This is a genomic window from Actinorhabdospora filicis (assembly GCF_030269765.1).
Lineage (GTDB): Bacteria > Actinomycetota > Actinomycetes > Mycobacteriales > Micromonosporaceae > Actinorhabdospora > Actinorhabdospora filicis.
Window position 1 is genome coordinate 1442073 of sequence record NZ_BSTX01000001.1, and the last position, 24049, is coordinate 1466121.

Here is a 24049-nt window from a genome sequence, read left to right on the forward strand (position 1 = left end):
ATCTCACGGGGACTTCGCCTTGCCACCTCTCGTCAGCGTCATCGTGCCCGCGTACAACTCCGAAACGACCATCGGGGCATGTATCTCCTCGGCCCTGGAGCAGACGATCGGTCTGGCGGATGTCGAGGTGATCGCGGTCGACGACGGTTCGACCGACGGCACCGGCGCGTCCCTGGACGCCTTCGCCGCCCGCCATCCCGACGCGATGCGGGTGGTGCACCAGGAGAACACCGGCGGCCCGTCGGTGCCCCGCAACGTCGGGCTGGACCTGGCCCAGGGCAAGTACGTGTTCTTCCTGGACGCCGACGACCGGCTGGGCCCGGAGGCGCTGGAGCGCATGGTGGGGATGGCCGAGGAGCACTCCTCGGACGTGGTCCTGGGGAAGATGGTGGGCGTGGACGGCCGTGGCGTGGCCACGACGATGTTCACCCGCAACACCCCCCGCGCCGACCTGTTCCGCTCGCGGATCTACTGGACCCTGTCGCCGCTGAAGCTGTTCCGCCGCGACTTCCTGGAGTCGCTGGCCCTGCGGTTCCCGGTGGGCCAGCACTACGGCGAGGACCAGCCGTTCACCGCCCGCGCGTACCTGAACGCGCGCGTGATCTCGGTGCTGGCCGACTACGACTGCTATTACGCGGGCAAGGGCGCCTTGAGCGTCAACTCGGCGAGCGTGGCCACGCGGCTGACCTCGCTGGACGGGATGCTGACGCTGCTGCGGGCGGAGCTGCCGGCGGGCCGCCGCCGCGACACCCTCCTGAAGCGGCACATGGAGCTGGGGCTCCAGTCGCTGTGGCGGGCGATGCGCTCCGAACCCGACCGGGACGTGCGCCGGGCGGCCTTCGACAAGGTCCGCCCGGCGGTCGCCGAGTGGTCGCGCGGCCCGGTCGCCAAGGCGATGGGGCCCTACTACCGGCGGCAGTGGCTGCTGGTGCGCGCCGGTGAGCTGGACGCCGTCGTCGAGCAGGTCCGGCACTTCGACAAGCGCGGCGGGGTCGCGCCGTGGGGCTTCGACCCCGCCGCGCTGCCCGCCGGGCTGCGCCTGCGGCTGCGGGCGGCGGGCCCGGCGGCCTCAGCACGGCGGGTGTGGTCGGCGGGCTGGCGGCGGGTCGGGGAGAAGCTCAGGGGCGCCTGAACACCAGCCGGCACGCCTGCACGAACACCAGGGCCGCGCCGGCCATCGCGAAGACCATCAGCGGCAGCGCTGAGTCGTCGCGGGGCTTGTCGGCGCGCACGATGACCTGGCCGAGCCCGTCCTGGGCGGTGAGGGCCAGGACGCGGGTGTTGATGTCGGCGGTGGTGAACTCGCCGCCGCCGACCTCGCGGAAGGTGCCGTCCTCCAGCTGGACGGCGCATTCGCTGAGCCGCCCGAAGCCCTGCGCGCCGATGGGCGGCCCGAGGTGGCAGTTGGCCACGAAGACCACCTCGCGGCCCTCGGGTTCGGCGTAGGGGCGGCCACCGGCCTGGGAGGCGGCGGTGAGGCCGACGAGGACGAGGAACGCCGCCGCGCAGGTCAGCGCGATGGCGCGCGCGCCGCGCCCGGCGACGGTGGTGGGCATCTCCACCGCGACGCGGGCCACGCGCGGCCGCGACGGCGCCGGGACGCGCGGCAGGCGCTCGCCGGGCGCCAGCGGGGCGATGGCCAGCACCCGCACGGCGGCGGCGCGCCCGGCGGGGTGCGGGGACGTCCGCAGCGCCGCGGCGAGGCGGTGCAGGTCGGGCACCGGGCGCCAGGTGTCGGTGCGGCCCTGGGTGAGCAGGATCGGGTAGCGCGTCCACCAGCCGTCCACGGGCACGTAGAGGACGGCGTTGCGGCGGACCATGCGCACCGACACGCGCGCGGCGTGCAGGTCGCCGACGCGGACACCGCGCGGCCCCTCGCAGACCACGCGGTGGCCGTCCAGCCACACGCGTGTGTGGTTGACCGCGACGTGGTGGCGCACGATCGCGCCGTGCGCGAGGTACAGCAGCGGCGGCAGCCCGAAGTTGAGGAACCCGGCGGCGTACCAGGCCCACCACGGCGGATTCGTCGACTGCGCCGCCGACAGCAGCAGCAGCGACGACCCGACCGGCCCGGCGAGGGCCAGCAGGATCGCCACCGGCGCCGCGGCCACCGCCGCGATCCGGCGGCCGGTGCTCCCGTGCCGGTGCGGCGGGTACTCCGCGAAGCGCGCCGAACGCGGCCCGGCCTCGGTGGGACGCGGCGGCGAGGGCGTGTGCGAATCGGCGACGGGGTCGGCGGGCGCCTCGTGCGGGGCGAGCGGGCGGGGGCGCAGGTAGGCGTCCACGCCGTGCCGGAACGGCTTGACCAGCAGCCGGTAGGCGCCGATGCCCAGCACGGTCGCCGACAGGAACATCAGCACGTCCACGACCGCCCCGGCGGTGACCGAGACCGTCCCGCCGCCCTCGATGAGGCGCCGCTGGTGGCGGTAGCCGTCCACCGCCAGCCAGTTCAGGGCGGCCCCGGCGGCCAGGAACACCACCGCCCACAAGGCCGCGCCCACACGGTCCCAGGGCCCGCGCGGGACCTGGTAGGGCACGCAGTCCTCGGCCGCGCGGCGGTCGTCCGGACGCGGACTGGCCGCCGGAACCAGCGCGCGGACGGCGCGCCCGGCGTCGCGGCCCTCGGGCTCGGGCGAGGCGGCGAGGGCGTCGGCGAGCGCGGTCAGGTCCTCGGCGCAGCGGACCTGCCCGACGCGCGGGTCGTCGAGGGCGACGGTCACCCGCCGGGACCCGGCGCGCACTCGCAGGAGGTGCCGGGGACCCTGCCGGGTGCGGGTGGCGGTGACGGTCACGTCGGGGGTGCGCAGGTCGGCGGCGGCGGGGCGCTCGCCCTCACCGGCGACGACGAGGTGGTGGCCGTCGATGGCGATGTCGGCTTCGATGCGCATGCGCGCGGCCCCGGTGAACAGCCAGAACGCGGCGGCGCCGAGGGTGGCGGCGCCCAGCGCGAGGAGCAGGACGGGGCGTCCCCAGGCGGGGTCCTCGCCGACGATGAGGTGGAGGGCGTAGGCGGACGGGGCGGCGACGAGTAAGAGGTACCCGGCCAGCCACAGGCTCCGCAGGCGCCCGATGCGCCGGTGCGCGCGGCGGCGGGCGGGGCCGCTGGGGAAGCGGCGCAGGTGGTGCGGCGCACCCCGTTCGTCCTTTGTGGACAGAGGGATGGCGCGGTCCCGGCGGGTGGCGGAGGTGGGGAGCACGGGGCAAAAGGATGCCAGGGTCCCATGATCGCCGTCAATGGGGTAGGGCGTGGAAAAAAGTGAAAGCCCGACCCCATCTCCTGGTTTCGGGCTTTCACTACGGCTTCTTAACGAAACAGGGTCATAACGAGACCGTGAGCTCGACCTTCTGGAACTCCTTGACGTCGGAGTACCCGCACTTGGCCATCGACCGGCGCAGCGCGCCGAAGATGTTCTGCGCGCCGTTGGGGTCTTCGGCCGGGCCGTGCAGCACCCGCTCCATGTCGCCCTCGCGCTCGGGGAAGGGCTCCAGGTAGCGTCCGCGCGGCAGCTTCGGGTGGCTGGCCGCCGAGTGCCACCACGCGCCCCCGGCCGGTGCCTCCTCGCACTGGGCCAGCAGCTGGCCCAGCATCACCGAGTCGGCGCCGCAGGCGATGGCCTTGGCCACGTCACCGGCGGTCTCCAGGTCACCGTCGGCGATGAGGTGGACGTAGCGTCCACCGGTCTCGTCGAGGTAGTCGCGGCGGGCCGCGGCGGCGTCGGCGATGGCCGAGGCCATCGGGACGCTGATGCCCAGCTGCTCGCTGCTGGAGGAGCCCGCGCCCTGACCGATGCCCACGATGACCCCGGCGGCGCCGGTGCGCATCAGGTGCAGTGCGGTCTGGTAGTTGGTGCAGCCGCCGACGATGACCGGCAGGTCCAGGTCGGCGATGAACTCCTTCAGGTTCAGCGGCTCGTCGTGGGCCGAGACGTGCTCGGCGGAGACGATGGTGCCCTGGATGATGAGGATGTCGATCCCCGCGTCCAGGATCACCGGCGCCAGCGCGAGGGTGTGCTGCGGCGACACCCGCACCGCCACGGTGACGTCGGCCTCCCGCAGCTGCTTGACCCGCGCGGTGATCAGCTCCGGCTTGATCGGCTCGGAGTAGACCTCCTGGAGCCGGCGGGTGGCCGCGTTGGTCGCGTGGTCCAGCGTGGCCAATTCCGCCAGGATCGGCTCGGGGTCCTCGTAACGGCACCACAGGCCCTCGGCGTTCAAAGTGCCCAGACCGCCGAGCTGCCCGAGGCGGATCGCCGTGGCGGGGCTCATCGTCGCGTCGGACGGATGAGCCACGCACGGGATCCCGAAGCGGTAGGCGTCCAGCTGCCAGTTGGTCGACACGTCATCGACGTCCCGGGTACGACGGCTCGGGACGATCGACACTTCGTAGAGGTGGTAGCCGCGGCGCGCGACCTTACCCACACCGATCTCCACGACATCCGGCACTGGACCTTCTCCTAACGCGAGTGATAGTTGGGCGCCTCGACGGTCATCTGGATGTCGTGCGGGTGGCTCTCCTTGAGCCCCGCAGCGGTGATCCGGACCAGACGTCCCCGCTCGTGCAGCGCTGCGATCGTACCGGCACCGGCGTACCCCATCGCCTGCCGCAGACCGCCCACGAGCTGGTGGGCGACCTGCGCGAGGCTGCCCCGGTACGGTACCTGTCCCTCGACGCCCTCCGGGACGAGTTTGTCCGCGGAGGACACGTCGGCCTGGAAGTAGCGGTCCTTGGAGTAGGACTTGCCCTGCCCCCGCGCCTGCATCGCGCCCAGCGAGCCCATGCCCCGGTAGGACTTGAACTGCTTGCCGTTGACGAACACCAGCTCGCCCGGGCTCTCGTCGCACCCGGCGAACAGCTGCCCCAGCATGACGGTGTCCGCGCCGGCCACGATCGCCTTGGCGATGTCACCGGAGTACTGGATCCCGCCGTCACCGATGACCGGCACCCCGTACGGGCGCGCCGCCCGCGCGGCGTCCATGATCGCGCTGATCTGCGGAGCACCGACACCCGCCACGACCCGCGTGGTGCAGATCGCGCCCGGCCCGATGCCGACCTTCACCGCGTCCACGCCCGCCTCGATGAGCGCCTTGGCGCCCTCGTAGGTGGCGATGTTGCCGCCGATGATGTCGACGCGCTCGCCGAAGTCCTTGGCGACCCGCGCGACCATCTCCAGCACACCCCGGTGGTGGCCGTGCGAGGAGTCGATGACCAGCACGTCGACTCCCGCGTCGACCAGCAGCCCGGCCCGGTTGTACGACTCGTCGCCGACACCGATGGCCGCGGCGGCCCGCAGGCGGCCCGACTCGTCCTTCGACGCGTGCGGGTACTTCTCGCTCTTGGCGAAGTCCTTGACGGTGATGAGGCCCTTGATGCGCCCGTCGCCGTCCACGATCGGCAGCTTCTCGATCTTGTGGCGGCGCAGGATCGCGATCGCGTCCTCGGCCGAGGTGCCCACCGGAGCGGTCACCAGCGGCGTCTTGGTCATGATCTCGCCCACGGGACGAGAAAGGTCGGTCTCGAATCGCATGTCACGGTTGGTGACGATGCCCACGAGCCGACCTTCTGCGTCGACGACCGGAAGCCCCGAGATGCGATACCGGGCGCACATCTGGTCGACCTCGTCCAGGGTGTCCTCCGGCCGGCAGGTCACCGGATTCGTGACCATCCCCGCCTCGGACCGCTTCACCAGGTCCACATGCATCGCCTGGTCCTCAGGGGACAGGTTCCGGTGCAGCACACCGATCCCCCCGAGCCGCGCCACGGCGATCGCCATCCGCGCCTCGGTGACGGTGTCCATCCCCGCCGTCAACAGCGGCATGGAGAGCGTCACATTCCGCGTGAGCCGCGAAGAAGTCTCGACCTCATTGGGCAGGACGTCGGACTCACCCGGCAGGAGGAGGACGTCATCGAAGGTCAGCCCGAGCGGAAGCGCATGCTCCAGGCCCATGGGAGTATTCGGTACGAATCCGGCACTGTTCACTTCCGCCGCGGAGTTACCGCCCGGAGCCCCAAGGTGTTCCATCCGGTAATACTAGGTGCCCGCAAATCGTGCGGACGCACACACTGTCCCCGCCCCGGGATACGGTGGTTACGTGCAGGATGAGCCACAGGACCCGTTCAGTGACGAGCCCGATGACGACGACGACCAGCTCGCGGCCGAGCCCCTGAGCGAGACCGAGCGCGCCGAGATCATCGAGGACCTCACCAGCCTGGAGGTCTACCAGACCCTGCTGGAGCCCACCGGCGTCCGCGGCCTCGTCATCGAATGCCCCGACTGCCGCGAACCCCACTACTTCGAGTGGGGCCTGCTCAAATCGAACCTGCGCCACCTCCTGGAGAGCAACCGCCCGAGACTCCACGAACCCGCATACGACCCGGATCCCACGCAGTACGTGTCGTGGGATTACGCGCGGGGATATACCGATGGGGTCCAGGACGCCAGCGGCGTGGAGGAGTAGGCGCGCAGCCGAGAGCACGCGTGCGCGCGCAAGAACTGAGCCGGGCGCAGTGACTGGCGGGCAACGGGGTCAAAAGCCGGGTGGGGTCGCGAGCTTGTTGTTTTAGACACGCACCGAGACGGCCCGCAACCCGCACGACAACACGGGCCCGCGCCCTGCTTGTGCGGGAGCTGTCTCGGGATAGGAGAGGATCCTCCCTCGGTCGGCCGGACGTGTCCTGGAACGAGGGTTCTCGGGGTGTCAAGACACGCTCTACCGTCTTGACACCCCGGGGTTCATCGTTCACCGTCGCAAAGGCCGAACGCGGGTGGAGCCTCCCGAGAGAGGTCCGGCGTCCAGGGGCCGCACCCCTGGTCGGGTCCTAGGGCTGAAAGCCCAGGCCAGACGGCGACCGTCACTTAGCCGCAACGCCGTGGATACATAGCAGACCAACGATCCGCGGGGCGCCAAACAAGAAGCCCGACAAGCCCCAACAGGCGTCGGAAACAAACCCCACCCCAAGAAAAACGGCACCGGCGGTGGGTTCCGGTGCCGTCAGCTCAGTGCGTTACGCCTCCGCGTACCTGCCCGCGCCCCCTCCCCAAGACCGGCCCAAGGCCCCGGGCACCCCGAAGGCCCCCCGAAACCCAATCAACCCCGTCATCTGTAGTACTACACCTGACGTACACCTACAGTACCCTGAACCCATACGAATCGGGGTGCCCATGGAAAACCCGGCAAGACGCATCCAGATCGGCGAAGCCGCCGTCCACGTCATCGCCCGCGAGGGCTGCCGAGGCCTCACCCACCGCGCCGTCGACCGCGAAGCCGCCCTCCCCATCGGCACCACGATCAACTACCACCGCACGCGCGAAGACCTCCTACTCGCCGCCGCGAAACACCTCATCGGCGCCCACGTCGTCGAAGTCGGCCTACGCCAAGTCTTCAAGACGACCAAGACGACCAAGACGGCCGACACGGCCAACACGGCCAAGCCGCCCCAGACGGCCGACACGACCGACCCGGCCAACACGGCCGAGACGTCCGACACGCCCCAGCCGCCCCAGCCGCCCCAGACACCCCAACCACCCCCCCTAACCCCCCACCACGTCCAAGCCTTCTTCACCGAACTAGTCGCCGAAGCCCTGGGCCCCTACCGCTCCCAATACCTCGTCGCCTTCGAACTCCTCCTAGAAGGCGTCCGCCGCCCAAGACTCCAAGCCACCATGACCTCCCTCTACGCCGCCGAGGTCGAAGCCATGGCCGCCCTCTTCGCCGAAGCCGGTGCCACCGTCCCCCTCGACACCCTCCACCGCGCCAACGCCGCCGCCTACGGCCTCATCCACGGCCGCCTGACGGGCGTCCCGGAACTCACCGACGCCGACGTGCACCGCACCGTCGAGGAGATCGCCCACCGCGTCTGGGCCGAGCTGAAATCGAAGGAATCTACGCCCGAGTAGAAAAATCTTGGCGGAAACTCCGGCATTTCCCACTAAATCACCATCAAATTCGGCAGATTGCAGCTGCAAAACCTCGTCATAACCCCGTGGCCCCACCCGTCACACGCGCAAGACGAGAGAGGTGGGACACCATGAGATCGGTCCTAGTGTGTGTTCGAACCCCCGCCGCCGCGCAGCGCATCAGCGCCTGCGCGAGCCGGACGGGGGTGGCCCAGGCGGTGCGTACCGCCCTGTCATCCGCCGATGTCCATATGAGACTGCGTGAACGCCGAGCCGACGTCGTCCTCGCCGACGTCGCCCTCACCCGGCCCGACCCGGTCTCCTTCACCAAGCAGGTCCTGGCCGTCGCGCCGGGCACCGGCGTCGTCCTCGTGGGCAACGCCGACCCCCGTATCGCCGCCCTCGCGGTGGCCGCCGGGGCGCGCGGCGTGATCCGCGCCGGACGCGAAGAGGAGGACCTCGTGGTCGCCCTCACCCAGGCGATCATGATGGTCTGCCCGCGTCCGAACGGGACGGTCCCGCGCCAGGTCGGCGCTGATCGGCCCGGCCCCCGCCGGGGCTCCGCCCTCACCGAGCGCGAGATGCAGGTCCTGCGGGGCATGAGCGAGGGCAAGAGCAACGGCGAGATCGGCCGCGACCTGTTCGTGTCCGAGGACACCGTCAAGACGCACGCCCGCCGCCTGTTCCGCAAGCTCGGTGCTCGGGACAGGGCTCACGCGGTCGCCGAGGCCTTCCGCTCCGGCCTCGTGAGCTGACGACGTAAGACGCTTCCGGTGGTGGGAAACCGGAGGCACACACGGTCCCCGGCGGGCACTTTGGGCGGTGCCCGCCGGGAAGACCGGACAGAGCGAGCACGGCGGTGCCGCCACCAGCGGCACCGCGACCGGGGAGATCGGCCGCGACATCGGCGGTAGCCGACCGGCGGCGAATCAACACACGGACCCGCCACACCACACGCGGGAACCGGCGGACCGCGCCCTGACGCGGTCACACAGGGTGGGGACGGCAGTACCCGGGGCGACGCCGCGATGGACCGACGAGGCGTCGCCCCGGTACGCGCCACCGTGAGCCGCGACGCGGCCCGGGACCTGGAGCGGCGGGGCAGGTGAGGACCGGGCCCCGCAGGACCGGCCCCGGCCCCGGACCGCGCGAGGGCCGCACGGCGAGTGCGCCGGGCCCGCCGAGGATGCGATCCGGGTAGGGCGAGCGCATGCCCGAGCGCCATGGAAAGAGGGCGAGCAGCCGGTCATCACACGCCGGCGAGCACGACGAACCCGGCCAGGCCGCGGGTGGCCCGGCTCGGTCACGCCACAGAGCCGCCCGCTCCCACACCCGCGGCCACCCTCGCCCCACGCAGCCGCACCCCATGGGGTCACACGCGGCGAGACGGAGTCGCGATGCCGCCGTCGAGGTCGGCCCACGCGCTCCACAGACCGAGGAGCCCGCACCCGCGCTCACCCCGACACGGGGCCGGGGATGCGAGGTCGGGGTCGGGCCACGCCTCGCATGGCCCCACTCGGGGCGAGGTTCTCGCACGAGTCGGCCGGCCGGGGGCGCGGTGACGGTGGCGAGGACGGGCCGACGCGGGGTGGGGCGACGGGGCCGGGGATGCGAGGTCGGGGTCGGGCCACGCCTCGCATGGCCCCGCTCCGGGCGAGGCTCCCGCACAAGTCGGCCAGCCCAGGCGCGGAGACGGCGGCGAGGACGGGCCGACACGGAGTGGGGCGACGGGGCCGGACGGCGGGGCGGAGTGGCGGGGCGGGTGCACGCCGCAGACCTGCCCGCACGGGCCGCACGGGCCGCACGGGCCGCACGGGCTGCACTGGCTGCACTGGCTGCACTGGCTGCACTGCGAGATTCTCGCGCGGCGAGGCGAAGTCGAGTCGGTGAGCGAAGCAGGCACCGCACCCACACCCACACCCACACCCACACCCACACCCGGCGAGGTTCTCGCGCGGGTGGGATCGAGCTGAAGCCACACCCAGACCTGCCCTCACCCGCCCCACGCCGCTCCGAACCCGGCGAGGTCTCGCACCCACGAAGGCGAAATCGAGGCGGCCGGGTCGAGCGGTGAGACCGTGCACGCACAGACCTCCCACCCCGCACACGCATTCGGCGAGTGCCCGCAGCAGGGCGACAGGATGAAGGCCGAGGGGCCGGGGGTGAGGTCAAGGCCGTGGGATCGCGTACGCCCACCTCACCCCGCCGCACACCCGCACCCGGCGGCTGCTCTCAACGAGGCGACGGGATCAAGGCCGTGGGGCCGGGGCGGCGAGGTCGAGCCAAGAGGCCCGGGCTGCCGGTCCAGGCCGCACAATCGCGGCGGCGACACCACACTCCCCCTGCGAGCACGCCCGTCGGCTTCACACCCGCTCGGGTGGCCCGGCCTCCGGTCAGCGCCGCATCCGCGCCCGCTCGCGACAGGCGAGCGGGCAGGCGGTTCGGCTGACGCCGGGCACGCGAAAGGGCCGGGACACAGGTCCCGGCCCTTTCGCGTTCTAACGTGCGTGCCCGCTAGTGCGAGTACCTGCTAGTGCGAGTGCCCGCTAGTGCGAGTACCCGCTAGTGAGAGTGGGAGTGCCCGCCGTGGGAGTGCGAGTGGCCGTGACCGGCCGTCGCCTTCTCCTCCTTGGGCTTCTCCACGATGAGGGCCTCGGTGGTGAGGAGGAGGCCCGCGATGGAGGCGGCGTTGATGACCGCGTTGCGGGTGACCTTCACCGGGTCGAGGATGCCCTGCGCGACGAGGTCGCCGAATTCGCCGGTGGCGGCGTTGAGGCCGTGGCCCCAGTCCATGCCGACGACCTTCTCGGCGACGACGGAGCCGTCGTGGCCGGCGTTGATGGCGATCCAGCGGAGCGGCTCGCGGAGGGAGTCCTTCACGATGCGCAGGCCGGTGGCCTCGTCGCCGGTGAGGCCGAGGTCGCCGATGGCGGCCACGATCTGGGTGAGCGCGGTGCCGCCGCCGGGGACGATGCCCTCTTCGACGGCCGCGCGGGTGGCGGCGATGGCGTCCTCGATGCGGTGCTTCTTCTCCTTGAGCTCCACCTCGGTCGCGGCGCCGACCTTGATGACGGCGACGCCGCCGGCGAGCTTCGCGAGGCGCTCATTGAGCTTCTCGCGGTCCCAGTCGGAGTCGGTCTCGGCGATCTCGTTCTTGATCTGCGAGACGCGGCCCTCAAGGGCGGTCTGGTCGCCCTGGCCGTCGATGATGGTGGTGGTGTCCTTGGTGACGACCACGCGACGGGCGCGGCCGAGCTGCTCCAGGGTCACCGACTCGATCTTGCCGCCGGTCTCGGCGGCGATCAGCTCGCCGCCGGTGAGGACGGCGATGTCCTCCAGCATCGCCTTGCGGCGGTCGCCGAAGCCGGGGGCCTTGACCGCGCACGCCTTGAAGGTCTTGCGGATGGCGTTGACCACGAGGGTGGACTGCGCCTGGCCGTCGACGTCCTCGGCGATGATCAGCAGCGGCTTGCCGGACTGGGCGATCTTCTCCAGCAGCGGCAGCAGCTCCTCGATCGCGGAGAGCTTCTGGTTGGCGATGAGGATGTAGGGCTCGTCCAGGACGGCCTCGCCGGCCTCGGCGTCGGTGGCGAAGTACGGGGAGATGTAGCCCTTGTCGAACTGCATGCCCTCGGTCACCTCAAGGGCGGTCTCCAGACCGGAGCCCTCCTCGACGGTGATGACGCCGTCGCGGCCGACGGTGTCCATCGCCTCGGCGATGAGCGTGCCGATGGTGTCGTCCTGCGCGGAGATCGCGCCGACCTTGGCGATGTCGGCGTTGTCGGCGACCTCGACGGCCTTGGCGAGCAGCGCGGTGGACACGGCGTGCGCGGCGAGGTCGATGCCCTTCTTCAGGGCGATCGGGCCGGCGCCGGCGGCGACGTTGCGGAGACCGGAGTTGACCATGGCCTGCGCCAGGACGGTGGCGGTGGTGGTGCCGTCGCCCGCGACGTCGTTGGTCTTGGTGGCCACCTCCTTCGCCAGCTGCGCGCCGAGGTTCTCGTAGGGGTCTGTGAGCTCGATCTCCTTGGCGATGGTGACGCCGTCGTTGGTGATCGTGGGCGCGCCGAAGGACTTGTCGAGGACGACGTTGCGGCCCTTCGGGCCGAGGGTGACCTTGACGGCGTCGGCGAGGGCGTTGACGCCGTGCTCCAGGCGGTGGCGGGCGTCGTCGGAGAAGCTGAGGATCTTTGCCATTGTCAGAGTTGTCCCTTCGTACGGCTCCGCCCCGGGCCCCCCGGTTTTCGCAAACAGAGGGTCCCGGGGCGGTGAGCCGACTAGATCGTCAAAGCCCGATTACTTCTCGACGACGGCGAGAACGTCACGAGCCGAGAGGATCAGGTAGTCCTGACCGGCGTACTTGACCTCGGTGCCGCCGTACTTGGAGTAGATGACCGTGTCGCCGACCTTGACGTCGAGCGGGACGCGGTTGCCCTTGTCATCGATCCGGCCGGGGCCGATGGCGAGGACGGTGCCCTCCTGGGGCTTCTCCTTGGCGGTGTCGGGGATGACGATGCCGGAGGCGGTGGTGGTCTCGGCCTCGTTGGCCTGGACCACGATGCGGTCCTCCAACGGCTTGATAGCAACCTGAGTCGCCGTGGTCACTGATACCCTCCGTGGGTACATGGGAACGAACTGACATGTACCGGAGTCCCGTCGTCGCGGGTGGCGGAACCCCCGGTCCGCTCGGCTGAGCTGGCACACTCACAGGGAGAGTGCTAACGCAGAGACTAGGCGCTCGCTGGCACTCCGTCAACTAGAGTGCCAATCTCGCCACGTTCGAAGCAGGTAGGGGCGTTCGTCACACCCCTTCGGGGGCGTCCCGGGTGACGGGTGGGAGGACCACGCAGTCGGGCCCGGGGAACACCAGACTCTGGTGCCCGTCACTGAATCGGACGACGTAGGGCGGCTCGCCGTTGGCGCCGCGCACCTCGACGATCTCGCCGTGCCGGTCGCCCTGCCCGACGACCCTCCCGTGCACGTGAAGCCGGTCACCGACGCTCGCTCGCATGGACTCCGCCTCCTTTCGTTCCTCTTCGTTGGGTATGTGGGCGTTCTGTGAGATCGGTTCTCTTTGTCAACTCGGCGTTCTTTGCGAGGTCAGTGTCCCAGTTCGTCCCCGCCCGGGGGAAGGCCCGCGGCGGCGATCACGCAGGATGGGCGCATGGACGAGCCCGCCGCGCCGACGCCCCTCGCGGAGCTGCGCACCCCCGAGGGCGCCGCGCTGCTGGCCGCGGCGACCGAGCTGGCCGAGCGGGACCCCGCCCGCGCGGCGGTGGCGCTGCGCGCGCACACCGCCGACCCGGCGCTGGCCTCGGCGGCGCTGAACCAGGCGACGCTGCGGCTGGCGGCGCGCGCGAAGTTCGGCGCCGACGCCCGCCTGATGTTCTTCACCCGGGACGGCCTGGAGCAGGCCACCCGCCCCGCGGTCGCCGCCCGCCGCGCCGCCCGGCTGGCCCGGACCGCGTCCCGGGTCGCCGACCTGTGCTGCGGCATCGGCACCGAGGCCATCGCGCTGGCCCGGGCCGGACTGAGCGTCGTGGCGGTGGACGCCGACGCGGCCACCGCGGCCATCGCCCGCATGAACGCCGAGGCGCTCGGGCTGGCCGGGCTCATCGAGGTCCGCCACGAGGACGCCCTGGTCACCGACCTGACCGGTTGCGACGCGGTCTTCGCCGACCCGGCCCGCCGCGACGCCCGGGGCCGCCGGGTCTTCGACCCCGAGGGCTACGGGCCGCCCCTGTCGGCGCTGGTCGCGCGGGCGGGCGAGGTGCCGTGCGCGGTGATCAAGGTCGGCCCGGGCATCCCCCACGAGGCGATCCCCTCGAAGGCGGAAGCAGGGCTCGTTGAGGCGGAGTGGGTGTCGATCGACGGCGACGTCGTCGAGGCCGCGCTGTGGCTGGGCACCGCCGCGCGCGTCCCGTTCCGGGCCACCGTGATGCGCGACGGCGAGGTCCGCGAGCTCACCGGCGAGGGCGAGCCCGCGCCCGTCGGTCCCCCGGGCCGCTACCTGTACGAGCCGGACGGCGCGGTGCTGCGCACCTACCTGGTCAGCGAGCTGGCGCGGGACCTGGACGCGCGCCTGGCCGACGCCACGATCGGCTACCTGCACGCCGACGAGCTGCGGCCGACGCCGTTCGCGCGCGCCTACCGCGTCGGCGAGCCCCTCGCGTTCAACGTGAAGGCGCTGCGCCGGGAGCTGCGCGAGCGGGGCGTGGGCCGGTTGACGGTCAAGAAGCGCGGTGCCGACATCGACCCGGACGCGCTGCGCCGGCAGCTGAAGCCCGAGGGCCCGAACGCCGCGACGCTGATCGTGACGCGGGTGGACGGCAAGCGCGTGGCGTTCCTCGGCGAGCCCGCCGGGGATGTTTGACTGTCGCCATGGCGGAGATCTTCCTCGTTCGGCACGGTCAGACCGAGTGGAGCCGGGACGGGCGGCACACCTCGACCACCGATATCGACCTGACCGAGCTGGGCGTCCAGCAGGCGGAGCGCCTGCGTCCCCTGCTGGACGGGCGCGAGTACCGGGCGGTGCTGTCGTCGCCGCGGACGCGCGCGCTCAAGACCGCGAAGCTGGCGGGCCTGCCCGACGCGACCGTCGACGCGGATCTGGCGGAGTGGGACTACGGCGACTACGAGGGCCTGACGACGCCCGAGATCCGCGCGGAGCGGCCGGGCTGGAGCGTGTGGCGCGACGGCGCTCCCAACGGTGAGTCCCCCGGCGAGATCGGGACGCGCATGAACCGGGTCCTGGAGCGCGCCGACGACCTGCTCACCGGCGGGGACGTGGTCCTGGTCGGGCACGCGCACGCGCTGCGGGTGGCCGCCGCGCACTGGATCGGGCTGGGCACGCGCGGCGGTGGACTGCTGTGGCTGGACACCGCGACGGTCTCGGCGCTGGGTTACGAGCGGGAGCAGCGGGTGATCCGGCGCTGGAACATCGCGCCCTAGGCGCGGGTGGCGGGTGGCCTCGGCCACCTCTCCGGCATTTAGATTGCGCACAACTCAATCGCGCGCTATGTTTTCGGCGTGGACGAAACCCTCCGCCTCTCCCTCCAGACCTGCTTCGCGCTGTACGGCGCCTCGCGGGCCGTCACCTCCGCCTACCGCCCGCTGCTGGACCCCCTGGGGCTCACCTACCCGCAGTACCTGGTCCTGCTGGTGCTGTGGGAGCGCGACGGGCGCGCGGTCAAGGAGATCGGCGCCGAGCTGCGCCTGGACTCCGGCACCCTCTCGCCGCTGCTGAAGCGCCTGGAGGCCGCCGGTTTCGTCGAGCGCCGCCGCGAGACCGCCGACGAGCGCGTGGTCACCGTCCACCTCACCGGCAGCGGACGCGCGCTGCGCGAAAGCGTCGCGTGCGTCCCCGGCCAGGTCGCCGCGAAGGCGGGCCTGGACCGCGAAGAGCTGATCGCGCTGCGCGACGTGCTCACCCGACTCACCCGCACCATCGAAGGGAAGACCCCGTGAAGGTCCTCTACACCGCCCGGGCCACCGCCACCGGCGAAGGCCGCTCCGGCGCCGTCGCCACCGACGACGGCCTCCTGAAGGCGAACCTCGCCGTCCCCGCCGACCTGGGCGGACCGGGTGGCGCCACCAACCCCGAGCAGCTGTTCGCCGCCGGGTACGCCGCGTGTTTCCATTCCGCGCTGCAGACCGTGGCCCGGCGTGCGAAGGTCGAGCTGGGCGCCAGCGAGGTCACCGCCGAGGTCGGCATCGGCCCGTCCGGTCCCGGCTACGGGCTCACCGCCGCGCTGGTGGTCTCGCTGCCGGACGTCCCGCGCGAGATCGCCGAGGACCTGGTCGCCAAGGCGCACCAGGTGTGCCCGTACAGCAACGCCACGCGCGGCAACATCGACGTCGCGCTGACCGTTAAGGAGAACCGGTGACGTACACGTCAAAGGAGTGGCACCTCGTCCGGCGGCCCGAGGGCTGGCCGGTCCCGGAGGACTTCGCCCTGGTCACCGTCGAGCTGCCCGCACCCGGCGCGGGGCAGATCGTGGTGCGCAACTCCTTCGTCTCGGTGGACCCGTACATGCGCGGGCGCATGAACGACGTCCCCTCCTACGCGCCCCCCTACGTCCTCGGCGAGCCGATGCTGGGCGGGGCCGTCGGCGAGGTCGTGGCCTCGGCGAACCCGGAGATCCCGGTGGGCACCACCGTCCTGCACGGCCTGGGCTGGCGCGAGTACGCGCTGGTGGACGCCGGTCAGGCCCGGGTCGTCGACCCCGCGCTGGCCCCGGTCTCGGCCTACCTGGGCGCGCTCGGCATGACCGGGCTGACCGCCTACGCGGGCCTGCTCTCGGTGGCCGGGATGAAGCCCGGCGACACCGTGTTCGTCTCCGGCGCGGCCGGGGCGGTCGGCCAGATGGTCGGGCAGATCGCGAAGCTGCGCGGCGCCTCCCGCGTCATCGGCTCGGCCGGTTCGCCCGAGAAGGTCGCGCACCTGACCGGCAAGCTCGGTTTCGACGCCGCCTTCGACTACCACGACGGGCCGGTGGCGAAGCTGCTGGCCGAGGCCGCCCCGCAGGGCGTGGACGTCTACTTCGACAATGTCGGCGGCGAGCACCTGGAGGCGGCGATCGGGGCGATGAACCTGCACGCCCGGGCCGCCATCTGCGGCGCGATCGCCCAGTACAACTCCACCGAGACGCCCACCGGCCCCCGCAACATGGCCTACCTGATCGGCAAGCGCCTGCGCCTGGAGGGCTTCCTGGTCGGCGATCACGCCGGGCTGATGCCCCAGTTCCTGGCCGAGGTCGGGCCGTGGCTGCGGGACGGGAAGATCCTGGCCGAGGAGACCGTCACCGACGGCGTGGACAACGCCGTGGAGGCGTTCCTGGGCATGCTGCGCGGACAGAACCTCGGCAAGATGCTGGTCCGGGTCTAGTCGATGACGGGCGCCGGGCTCCCGGGCGGGAGCTCGGCCCCGCTCGGGCCGTAGGCGATCAGCTGCGCGGCCATGAACCGCCGCGAGACGGCGTCCACGTCACCGGTGGCGGTCGCCACGAGCCCGGCGTGGGCGAGCAGGACGCTCAGGAAGTCGCCGGCGTCGTAGTCGGCGCGCAGGACCCCGGCGGCCACGCCGCGTTCGATGACGACGAGCAGGTCGGCGTGCATGGCGGCCTTTGCCTCGGCGAAACCGTCCTCACCGGGGCACATCACGTCGGAGAAGGCGCGGTCGGCGAGCTGGACGCGCCGGACGCGCTCCAGCAGTTCGGCGAAGGCGGTGGCCGGGTCGGCCTCGCGCGCGTCGGCCAGGGCCCGCGCGAAGGCGGCCATGGTCTCGCCCATCCCGGCGGCGATGAGGTCCTCGCGGGTGGGGAAGCGCCGGTAGACGGTGGCGATGCCGACCCCGGCTCTGCGCGCGACCTCGTCCATGGGCACGTCGGTGCCCTTTTCCGCGAAGAGGTCGCGGGCGGCGCGCAGGATGCGCTCGCGGTTGTGGGCGGCGTCGGATCGAAGGGTCCCCCTGCTCATCCGGCGATACTAACCGGCGACACCGACAAGCGGAGACGACCCTCCACTTGTGCTAGGTTCCAGGGGACCTCGTCCCGGAGGGCCTCCTCCACTTGATCGTTCGGAGCCGACGATGAACACCGCCCTGTGGGTGGGACAGATCGCCCTGTCCCTGCTGGCCCTGTCCGGCCTGGCCAAGCTCCTGCTGCCCAAGGAGAAGCTGCGGCCCATGATGGGCTGGGTCGACGACTTCCCCGCCTGGGCGGTCAAGCTCATCGGCCTCAGCTACATCCTGGCCGCCATCGGCCTCATCGTCCCGCCGCTGGCCGATGTCGCCACCTGGCTCACGCCGCTGGCCGCGACCGGCATCGCGCTGGAGATGATCGGCGCGGCCGTCGTGCACGTCCGCCGCAGGGAGTTCCCCCTCATCGGCACCAACGTCGTGCTGTTCCTCATCGCGGTGTTCGTAGCCTGGGGCCGCTTCGGCGACTGGTCCTTCTAGGACCGCCAGGACCGCCACAGCGCCGCGTAGTCCCCGTCGGCCTCGATGAGCTCGTCGTGGCTGCCCAGCTCGGCGATGCGCCCGCCCGCCACCACGGCCACCCGGTCGGCGTCGTGGGCGGTGTGCAGGCGGTGGGCGATGGCGATGACCGTGCGGCCCTCCAAGACGGCGGCCAGCGAGCGCTCCAGGTGCCGCGCGGCGCGCGGGTCCAGCAGCGAGGTCGCCTCGTCCAGGACGAGGGTGTGCGGGTCGGCCAGCACCAGGCGGGCCAGCGCGATCTGCTGCGCCTGCGCGGGTGAGACCTCGTACTTCCCGGCGCCCAGGCCGGTGTCGAGCCCCTCGGGCAGTTCGGCGGCCCAGTCGGCGTCCACCGCGTTCAGGGCGGCGTGGATCTCGTCGTCGGTGGCCTCCGGGCGGGCCAGCGCGAGGTTGTCGCGCAGGGTCCCCAGGAACACGTGGTGCTCCTGCGTCACCAGCGCGATGCGCTGCCGCAGCTCGCCCAGGGGCAGGCCGGTGACCTCGGCGCCGCCGACGCTGACGCTGCCGGTGCGCGGCCGGTCCACGCCCGCGATGAGGCGCCCGAGCGTCGACTTGCCCGCGCCGGACGGGCCGACCATGGCCAGCCGCTCGCCGGGCCGCACGGTGATGCCCACGCCGTGCAGGACGTCGGCGCCGTCCACGTAGGAGTAGCGCACGTCCTCGGCGGCGATCCGGTCGTCCTCGGGTTCCACGCCGTGCTCCTCGCGGTCGGCGGGGACCTTGCCCACGCCCAGGACCCGCGCGAAGGACGCGCTGCCCACCTGGAGGTTCTCCATCCACATCAGCAGCCGGTCGACCGGCTCGATGATCTGGTTGGCGTAGAGGGCCACGGCGGTGACCGCGCCGACGGTGGCCAGGTCGTTCATGTACAGCAGCCCGCCCAGCACCAGGATCGTCACCAGCGGGATCAGGTAGGTGAACTCGGCGACGGGGAACCACACCGTCCGCAGCCGCAGGCCCTGCATGCGCAGCCCGAAGAACGCGCGGACGCCCGCCTCGGAGCGCTCCACCCGCCGCTCGGCGATGCCGAGGGCCTCGATGGTGCGCGCGCCCTCGACGGTGGTCGCCAGCTGCTCGTTGACCGCCGAGCGCGCCCGGCCCTCGCTGATGTAGACCGCCCGCGCCCGCCGCAGGTACCAGCGGGTCACCAGGAACAGGCTGGGCACGCAGATCAGCGCCGACAGCGCCAGCACCGGGCTGATCACCAGCATCGCCACGAACGTCGCCGAGATGGTGATGATCGCCACCAGCATCTCGGGGACCGCGAAGCGCACCGCCGAGCCCAGGGCGTCCACGTCCTGGGAACTGCGGGTCATCAGGTCGCCGGTCCCGGCGCGCTCCACCGTCGACAGCGGCAGCGCCAGGGCCTTCTCGATGAAGGTCTCCCGCAGCCGCGCCAGCAGCGTCTCGCCGAACTTGAAGGACGTGTACCGCGCGAAGCGCGTCAGGACCGCGTTGACCACGACGAATCCCGCGATCGACAGCGCGATCAGGTCGATCGTCGCGGTGGTGGTGCCCGCGCGGACGCGGTCGATGAGGTCGCCCAGGAACCACGGCCCGGCCAGGCCGGTGACGGCGGCCAGCAGGTGCAGGGCGATGACGGCCGTCAGGCGCTTGGGATCGCTCCGCAGGAGCTCCCAGGCGGCCTTGCGGACCTCGGGTGGATCGGCGACGGGCAGATCGGTGGACATGAAAGTGACTCCTCGCGCGCGGGCGGGGCGAACCCTACGCCCATCGCGCGCGAAGATCCAAGCGATAAAAAGAGGCCCGGGAACCGATCACCACAATCGGTCCCCGGGTCGCCGGGCGCGCCCATTCGCCCGGCGCGGGCCGTCACTCCGGGGACGGCCCACGTCCAGCTACGCGGTTCTCAGGGCGTCCACCGGGTGCATCCGCGCCGCCGCCAGCGCCGGGTAGATCCCGGCGAGGGTGCCCACGACCAGGCCCAGCACCGGGCCACCGGCCAGCAGCAGCGGATCCAGCACCACCAGCCAGTCCTTCGACAGCGCGGCGGCGGCCGTGGCGTCCACGCCCAGGATCGTGCCGATCAGCCCACCGGCCAGCCCGAGGATCCCCGACTCGCACAGGAACTGGACGGTGATGCCCAGCCGCGTCGCGCCCGTCGCCCGCCGCAGCCCGATCTCGGGCTTGCGCTCCAGCACCGCCACATAGGTGGTGTTGGAGATGCCGATCGCGGCGATCAGCAGCGAGATCGCCGCCAGCCCCAGGAACAGCGCCCGCGTCTCCGACTGCACGCCTTTCTGGAAGGTCTCCAGGTCCGGCGGCGTGGTCACCGTCAGCCGCTGCGGGCCCTGCGGGTACAGCGCCAGCGCGACCTCCTTCGCCACCTGCTTGGCCGCGCCCGGATCGGTCCGCACGATCACCTCGGCCGAGGAGAACCCCGAACCCAGGCACCGCTCGTAGGGGAACACGATCGCGCGCGTGAACCGCGTCTCCGACGGCGGCGCGCTGAACACGCCCACCACCAGGAACGGCGTCCCGCCGATGAACACCATCGGCCCGGCGTCCAGGTCCTTGATCCCCAGCGCCTGCGCGGCGGCGGTGTCGAGCATGACGACGGCGTCGCCGCGCTCGCCGTGCCCGGCGTCGAACCAGCGGCCCATGGTCAGCTCGGCCCGGTAGGTCTGCATCGCCTCGGCCTGCGCCGCCGAGGACGACAGCTTCACGTTGCGGCCGTAGGCGTTGCGCCCGGCCTCGACCTCGCGTCCCTTGCAGGACAGGCCCGCCGAGTCCACGCCGTTGAGGCCGCGCACATTGTCGGCGGCATCGCCCGCCGGCGCCTTGATGCCCTCGGGGAACCGCGCGGTGACCTCGGTGGCCTTGACCGCGTCGAAACGGTCGGAGACCGCCCCGGCCGCCGAGGCGGTGATGCCCAGGGTCCCGATCGCGGTCGCGATGCCCAGGGCCACGCCCGCGATGGTCAGGCTCGACCGCAGCCGCCGCCCCTTCACCGCCAGCGCCGCCTGCCGCAGCGCGTCCCTCGGCGAGGTCCGCACCTTGCGCGCCAGGCCCGCCAGGGGATCCGGACCGGCCGCCTTCTTACGCCGCCAGGGCAGCCGCAACGCCGTCCACCACCTTCACGGTCCGGTGCGCGCGATCGGCGACGTCACTCTCATGGGTGACGATGACGACCGCGCGATCGCCGCTCACCAGCGACTCCAGCAGCTCCAGCACCGAAGCGGTGTTCTCCGAGTCGAGGTTGCCCGTCGGCTCATCGCACAGCAGCACCTTCGGCTCGTGGACGATCGCCCGCGCGATCGCCACCCGCTGCCGCTCACCACCCGACAGGGTGTTCGGGCGCGCCCGCAGCCGGTGCCCCAGCCCGACGGCCAGCAGCGCCTTCTCCGCCATCGCCGCCCGCTCCCTGCGGGGAATCCCCAGGTGCTCCAGCGGCACCGTCACGTTCCCCAGGCAATCCAGGTGCGCGATGACGTGCGCGGCCTGGAACACGAACCCCAGGGTGCTGGCCCGCAACGCCGTGCGCTGCCGCTCCTTCAGGCTCCCGGTGTCGACCCCGGCCAGGTGGTACGTACCGGTCGTGGGAGTGTCCAGCAGCCCCAGCACGTTCAGCAGCGTCGACTTGCCCGAACCTGACGGGCCCACGATCGCCACGATCTCACCGGCGTCCACACCGAAGGTGGCATCCCGCAGCGCGGTCACCTCCGGCGGCCCGGCGAAGGTCCGCCCCACCTCGCGCAGCTCGATCACTTCTTCGCGCTCCGTTCGGCCACGACGACCTTCGCGCCCACCGGCAACTGGCCCTCCTTCGGGGTCACCGCGCACAGGCCCTCCTGGTTGAGGTGGACGGTCACGGCGACGTCGTGGCGCTCGCCCTTGGCGTCGACCACGGTCACCACGTCGGCCCCGGCCTTGCGCCACAGAGCCGAGACGGGCACGACCACCGCCTCCGGCGGGGACGTCTTGAACTCCACCACCACGCTCTGCGCGGCGCCCACCTTCGGCTTGTCCGGCAGGTCCTTGCCGTCCACCGCGAACGTGGCGATGTCGGCGGCGCCCTGCGGCTGACCCCACGGGTCGCCCTTGTTCTCCTCGCCCTCCGGCTTGTCCTCCGCGGGCGGCTTGCCGATGCCCAGGAGCTTGGTGCCCTTGTCCTCCAGCGGGCCCTCCCCGAAGGTCAGGCGAGCGCCCTCGGGCAGGTTGTCCAGGCCCTTGGCGCCGTCCTTGAGAGGGACGCTGACCCGCCACGCGCCGCCGACGAGGGTGGCGATGGTGTCCTTGGCGGGCAGGCCGACCTCGGCGTTGATCTTGCCGACGGTGGCCGGCAGCGACTTCGCGTACAGCAGCTCGGCGGCCGGGACCGACACGATCTTCGGGGCGGCCTTGGGCTGGCCGGACTCGGGGTCGGCCGGGCCCTGCTCGCCGTCGGCGGTGGCGTTGGCGTAGCCCAGGTCGGAGTACAGGCGCTTGGTGTCGGCGGCGGTGCGGGCGTCGAAGGTCCCGGTCACCGGCGTCCCGTACTTGGCCGCGAGGGCCTTCTGGAACTGGGAGACGTCGCGGCCCTTGTCGCCCTCTTTCATGTCCCGGAAGGCCGGGAACTCGCCGGTGAGCACGATGATCGGGCGGCCGGAGATCTCGATGAGGGCCTGCCCGCTGCGGATCTCGTCACCGGCCTTCTTGGGCAGGAACGTGCAGATCGGCGCCGGGCCGCCGCTGGCGCCGGCCGGGGCCTTCACCGACAGCGACACCTCCCGGGAGAGTTCGCCGTCGAACTTCCGCGAGGACGCCAGTGGTCCCTTCTGGACGGTCGCGGTGATGGTGGACGGCTCGGGCTCGCCGGCCTCGGCGGAGACCTGCGCGGGTGTGCGCGCCTTGGAGGCGGCCCATACCGCGACTCCGGAGGAGACGATCAGTCCCACGCTCAGCAGCGCGATGACGACCCTGGCTCGGGTGATCTTCACTTCTAGCCCTTCAGGAGGTCCTGGGCGGCCGACAGGGAGGCCTTGACGTACTCGTACCAGTGGAAGAGGCGCGTCTCCTGGTCCACCAGGTAGGTGTCCAGGGCGCCCTTGAGGAGCTGCGAGCGGGCGTCGTCGTAGCCGGTCTCGGTGCTGCACTCGGCGTGCGCGACGGCCAGCTTGATCTCCTTCTCGCGGGCCTTGTCGAGCTCGTCGTCGCTCTTCTGCTCGGGCTCGATCGGGTGGACCGTGGTCAGGCCGTCACCGCTGTCGCCGGACTTGCCCCAGTACAGCTCGCTGGCCTTCTGGTAGGCGTCCTCGGGCTTGGCCAGGCCGTCGAAGCCGCGGCCGGCCATGCAGTCGGCCCACTGCACGTCCAGGGCCTGCATCTCGGCGGTCTCGGCCAGCTCCTCCCAGATGACCTTGCTGAACTTGTCCAGCGCGTAGTACTCGGTCTCCAGGTAGTCGCCCATGCCGTCTTTGAAGATCTTGGCGTTGACCTCGGCGGCGCAGCCCTGCGTCGGGTACTGGCGCTTGGAGCCGTCGGGCAGCACGATCTTCTCGAAGGTCGGGTAGTCGGGCTCCTGGTAGTCGTTCTTGCTCTCGATGGAGATGGCGCCGTCCTTCTCCCGCTGCTTCCAGTCCTCTTCCTGGATCTTGCTGCGGTTGACGCCCTCCATGGCGACCCAGTAGCGGTCCTGATCGGCCTCAGGCAGGTTGTAGAAGGCATTGGGGTCCCCGCCGCCGGGCAGGGCCTCGCCGCTCTCGCTCGGCATGGGCATGTCGCTGCCGGAGACCTCAGGCTCGGAGCTGCTGCCGTCGGAGGGGCCCTCGCCCTCGGTGCCCGGGCCCTTGATGCCGCGCGGGTCCATCCCGTAGCCGTTCTTCTGGGCCTCTTCGACGGTCAGCTTCGGGCCCTGCTGCTCGGGGCTGATGATCTCCTCGGGGTTGAACACCCACATCTCGCCGTCACTGCCGGTGTAGGGGTGGACGGTGAAGCCCTTGCCCTCCATGCACTGGCGGACCAGCCGCGTGACGGTCTGGTCGAGCTCGGCGTCCAGCTTGTTGCCTTCGAGCCAGGCTTCCTTGGCTCCGGTGGGCTTGTCGTCGGCGTCGCCGCCACTGCATCCGGCGAGCGCGAAGGCGCCGGCCAGGACCATCACCGGCATGAGCCGGTGCGCGCGTGACCTCATGGTCCCTCCATCCGTGTCTAACCGACA

Annotated in this window: 22 protein-coding genes; 10 read left to right on the forward strand and 12 right to left on the reverse strand. The window is 71.8% G+C overall.

Features of this window, described 5'->3' with window-relative positions:
* Window positions 1–19: 19 nt before the first annotated feature.
* The gene (locus QSK10_RS06595; RefSeq protein ID WP_285661704.1) at window positions 20–1132 is read left to right on the forward strand and encodes a glycosyltransferase family 2 protein; all 1113 of its coding nucleotides are present in this window, start codon (window positions 20–22) and stop codon (window positions 1130–1132) included.
* On the opposite strand, the gene QSK10_RS06600 is transcribed toward QSK10_RS06595, so the two are convergent.
* The 3 genes from QSK10_RS06600 to guaB form a co-directional block, all read right to left on the reverse strand.
* The gene (locus QSK10_RS06600; RefSeq protein WP_285661705.1) at window positions 1119–3197 is read right to left on the reverse strand and encodes a DUF6346 domain-containing protein; all 2079 of its coding nucleotides are present in this window, start codon (window positions 3195–3197) and stop codon (window positions 1119–1121) included. The two genes, QSK10_RS06595 and QSK10_RS06600, sit on opposite strands and share 14 nt — an antisense overlap.
* Window positions 3198–3318: 121 nt before the next feature.
* Window positions 3319–4443 (reverse strand): GuaB3 family IMP dehydrogenase-related protein, encoded by a 1125-nt coding sequence (locus tag QSK10_RS06605; protein WP_285661706.1) that lies wholly within the window; start codon window positions 4441–4443, stop codon window positions 3319–3321.
* Between the two features lie 11 nt (window positions 4444–4454).
* Window positions 4455–5945: an IMP dehydrogenase gene (gene guaB, locus QSK10_RS06610; RefSeq protein ID WP_285661707.1), complete on the reverse strand. Its 1491-nt coding sequence runs from the start codon at window positions 5943–5945 to the stop codon at window positions 4455–4457.
* Window positions 5946–6090: 145 nt separating this feature from the next.
* On the opposite strand from guaB, the gene QSK10_RS06615 reads away from it, so the two are divergent.
* The 3 genes from QSK10_RS06615 to QSK10_RS06625 all read left to right on the forward strand — a co-directional run bounded on the left by QSK10_RS06615 (window position 6091) and on the right by QSK10_RS06625 (window position 8650).
* Window positions 6091–6456, forward strand: a complete 366-nt coding sequence (locus QSK10_RS06615; RefSeq protein WP_285661708.1) for a DUF5319 family protein — start codon at window positions 6091–6093, stop codon at window positions 6454–6456.
* A 704-nt stretch (window positions 6457–7160) separates the two neighbouring features.
* Window positions 7161–7895, forward strand: a complete 735-nt coding sequence (locus QSK10_RS06620) for a TetR/AcrR family transcriptional regulator (protein WP_285661709.1) — start codon at window positions 7161–7163, stop codon at window positions 7893–7895.
* A gap of 131 nt (window positions 7896–8026) precedes the next feature.
* Window positions 8027–8650 (forward strand): helix-turn-helix transcriptional regulator, encoded by a 624-nt coding sequence (locus QSK10_RS06625; protein WP_285661710.1) that lies wholly within the window; start codon window positions 8027–8029, stop codon window positions 8648–8650.
* Window positions 8651–10457: 1807 nt separating this feature from the next.
* On the opposite strand, the gene groL is transcribed toward QSK10_RS06625, so the two are convergent.
* From groL to QSK10_RS06640, 3 genes are all read right to left on the reverse strand, one after another.
* The gene (gene groL / locus QSK10_RS06630; protein ID WP_285661711.1) at window positions 10458–12092 is read right to left on the reverse strand and encodes a chaperonin GroEL; all 1635 of its coding nucleotides are present in this window, start codon (window positions 12090–12092) and stop codon (window positions 10458–10460) included.
* Window positions 12093–12191: 99 nt separating this feature from the next.
* Window positions 12192–12521: a co-chaperone GroES gene (gene groES, locus QSK10_RS06635; protein ID WP_285661712.1), complete on the reverse strand. Its 330-nt coding sequence runs from the start codon at window positions 12519–12521 to the stop codon at window positions 12192–12194.
* A 175-nt stretch (window positions 12522–12696) separates the two neighbouring features.
* Complete coding sequence (locus QSK10_RS06640; RefSeq protein ID WP_285661713.1) at window positions 12697–12906, reverse strand: DUF1918 domain-containing protein; 210 nt, start codon at window positions 12904–12906, stop codon at window positions 12697–12699.
* A gap of 153 nt (window positions 12907–13059) precedes the next feature.
* On the opposite strand from QSK10_RS06640, the gene QSK10_RS06645 reads away from it, so the two are divergent.
* The 5 genes from QSK10_RS06645 (at window position 13060) to QSK10_RS06665 (ending at window position 16782) form a co-directional block, all read left to right on the forward strand.
* Complete coding sequence (locus tag QSK10_RS06645) at window positions 13060–14268, forward strand: THUMP-like domain-containing protein (protein ID WP_285661714.1); 1209 nt, start codon at window positions 13060–13062, stop codon at window positions 14266–14268.
* 8 nt (window positions 14269–14276) lie between these two features.
* A complete protein-coding gene (locus tag QSK10_RS06650; RefSeq protein WP_285661715.1) occupies window positions 14277–14846 on the forward strand; it encodes a histidine phosphatase family protein in 570 nt (189 codons plus the stop codon).
* Window positions 14847–14924: 78 nt separating this feature from the next.
* A complete protein-coding gene (locus tag QSK10_RS06655) occupies window positions 14925–15362 on the forward strand; it encodes a MarR family winged helix-turn-helix transcriptional regulator (protein WP_285661716.1) in 438 nt (145 codons plus the stop codon).
* Window positions 15359–15781 (forward strand): organic hydroperoxide resistance protein, encoded by a 423-nt coding sequence (locus QSK10_RS06660; RefSeq protein ID WP_285661717.1) that lies wholly within the window; start codon window positions 15359–15361, stop codon window positions 15779–15781. Before QSK10_RS06655 ends, QSK10_RS06660 begins: the two co-directional genes overlap by 4 nt.
* Window positions 15778–16782, forward strand: a complete 1005-nt coding sequence (locus QSK10_RS06665) for an NADP-dependent oxidoreductase (RefSeq protein ID WP_285661718.1) — start codon at window positions 15778–15780, stop codon at window positions 16780–16782. Before QSK10_RS06660 ends, QSK10_RS06665 begins: the two co-directional genes overlap by 4 nt.
* Here the strand turns inward: QSK10_RS06665 and QSK10_RS06670 are convergent.
* The gene (locus tag QSK10_RS06670; protein WP_285661719.1) at window positions 16779–17372 is read right to left on the reverse strand and encodes a TetR/AcrR family transcriptional regulator; all 594 of its coding nucleotides are present in this window, start codon (window positions 17370–17372) and stop codon (window positions 16779–16781) included. The two genes, QSK10_RS06665 and QSK10_RS06670, sit on opposite strands and share 4 nt — an antisense overlap.
* A 112-nt stretch (window positions 17373–17484) precedes the next feature.
* Between QSK10_RS06670 and QSK10_RS06675 the strand changes: the two genes are divergently transcribed.
* A complete protein-coding gene (locus QSK10_RS06675; RefSeq protein ID WP_285661720.1) occupies window positions 17485–17853 on the forward strand; it encodes a DoxX family protein in 369 nt (122 codons plus the stop codon).
* Here the strand turns inward: QSK10_RS06675 and QSK10_RS06680 are convergent.
* The 5 genes from QSK10_RS06680 to QSK10_RS06700 all read right to left on the reverse strand — a co-directional run bounded on the left by QSK10_RS06680 (window position 17850) and on the right by QSK10_RS06700 (window position 24022).
* The gene (locus QSK10_RS06680; RefSeq protein ID WP_285661721.1) at window positions 17850–19583 is read right to left on the reverse strand and encodes an ABC transporter ATP-binding protein; all 1734 of its coding nucleotides are present in this window, start codon (window positions 19581–19583) and stop codon (window positions 17850–17852) included. The two genes, QSK10_RS06675 and QSK10_RS06680, sit on opposite strands and share 4 nt — an antisense overlap.
* 168 nt (window positions 19584–19751) lie before the next feature.
* A complete protein-coding gene (locus tag QSK10_RS06685) occupies window positions 19752–20975 on the reverse strand; it encodes an ABC transporter permease (protein ID WP_285661722.1) in 1224 nt (407 codons plus the stop codon).
* A complete protein-coding gene (locus QSK10_RS06690; protein WP_285661723.1) occupies window positions 20953–21621 on the reverse strand; it encodes an ABC transporter ATP-binding protein in 669 nt (222 codons plus the stop codon). The genes QSK10_RS06685 and QSK10_RS06690 overlap by 23 nt, the downstream gene beginning before the upstream one ends.
* A complete protein-coding gene (locus QSK10_RS06695) occupies window positions 21618–22832 on the reverse strand; it encodes an efflux RND transporter periplasmic adaptor subunit (protein ID WP_285661724.1) in 1215 nt (404 codons plus the stop codon). The genes QSK10_RS06690 and QSK10_RS06695 overlap by 4 nt, the downstream gene beginning before the upstream one ends.
* Window positions 22833–22834: 2 nt before the next feature.
* Window positions 22835–24022, reverse strand: a complete 1188-nt coding sequence (locus QSK10_RS06700; protein ID WP_285661725.1) for a hypothetical protein — start codon at window positions 24020–24022, stop codon at window positions 22835–22837.
* Between the last annotated feature and the right edge of the window lie 27 nt (window positions 24023–24049).

Excerpts from the sequence above, each read along its gene's own strand:
- guaB (WP_285661707.1), bottom strand. The coding sequence starts at position 5,945 with ATGGGCCTGGAGCATGCGCTTCCGCTCGGGCTGACCTTCGATGACGTC.
- QSK10_RS06625 (WP_285661710.1), top strand. The coding sequence starts at position 8,027 with ATGAGATCGGTCCTAGTGTGTGTTCGAACCCCCGCCGCCGCGCAGCGC.
- QSK10_RS06650 (WP_285661715.1), top strand. The coding sequence starts at position 14,277 with ATGGCGGAGATCTTCCTCGTTCGGCACGGTCAGACCGAGTGGAGCCGG.
- groES (WP_285661712.1), bottom strand. The coding sequence starts at position 12,521 with ATGTACCCACGGAGGGTATCAGTGACCACGGCGACTCAGGTTGCTATC.
- QSK10_RS06675 (WP_285661720.1), top strand. The coding sequence starts at position 17,485 with ATGAACACCGCCCTGTGGGTGGGACAGATCGCCCTGTCCCTGCTGGCC.
- QSK10_RS06700 (WP_285661725.1), bottom strand. The coding sequence starts at position 24,022 with ATGAGGTCACGCGCGCACCGGCTCATGCCGGTGATGGTCCTGGCCGGC.
- QSK10_RS06640 (WP_285661713.1), bottom strand. The coding sequence starts at position 12,906 with ATGCGAGCGAGCGTCGGTGACCGGCTTCACGTGCACGGGAGGGTCGTC.
- QSK10_RS06645 (WP_285661714.1), top strand. The coding sequence starts at position 13,060 with ATGGACGAGCCCGCCGCGCCGACGCCCCTCGCGGAGCTGCGCACCCCC.
- QSK10_RS06680 (WP_285661721.1), bottom strand. The coding sequence starts at position 19,583 with ATGTCCACCGATCTGCCCGTCGCCGATCCACCCGAGGTCCGCAAGGCC.
- groL (WP_285661711.1), bottom strand. The coding sequence starts at position 12,092 with ATGGCAAAGATCCTCAGCTTCTCCGACGACGCCCGCCACCGCCTGGAG.
- QSK10_RS06620 (WP_285661709.1), top strand. The coding sequence starts at position 7,161 with ATGGAAAACCCGGCAAGACGCATCCAGATCGGCGAAGCCGCCGTCCAC.
- QSK10_RS06670 (WP_285661719.1), bottom strand. The coding sequence starts at position 17,372 with ATGAGCAGGGGGACCCTTCGATCCGACGCCGCCCACAACCGCGAGCGC.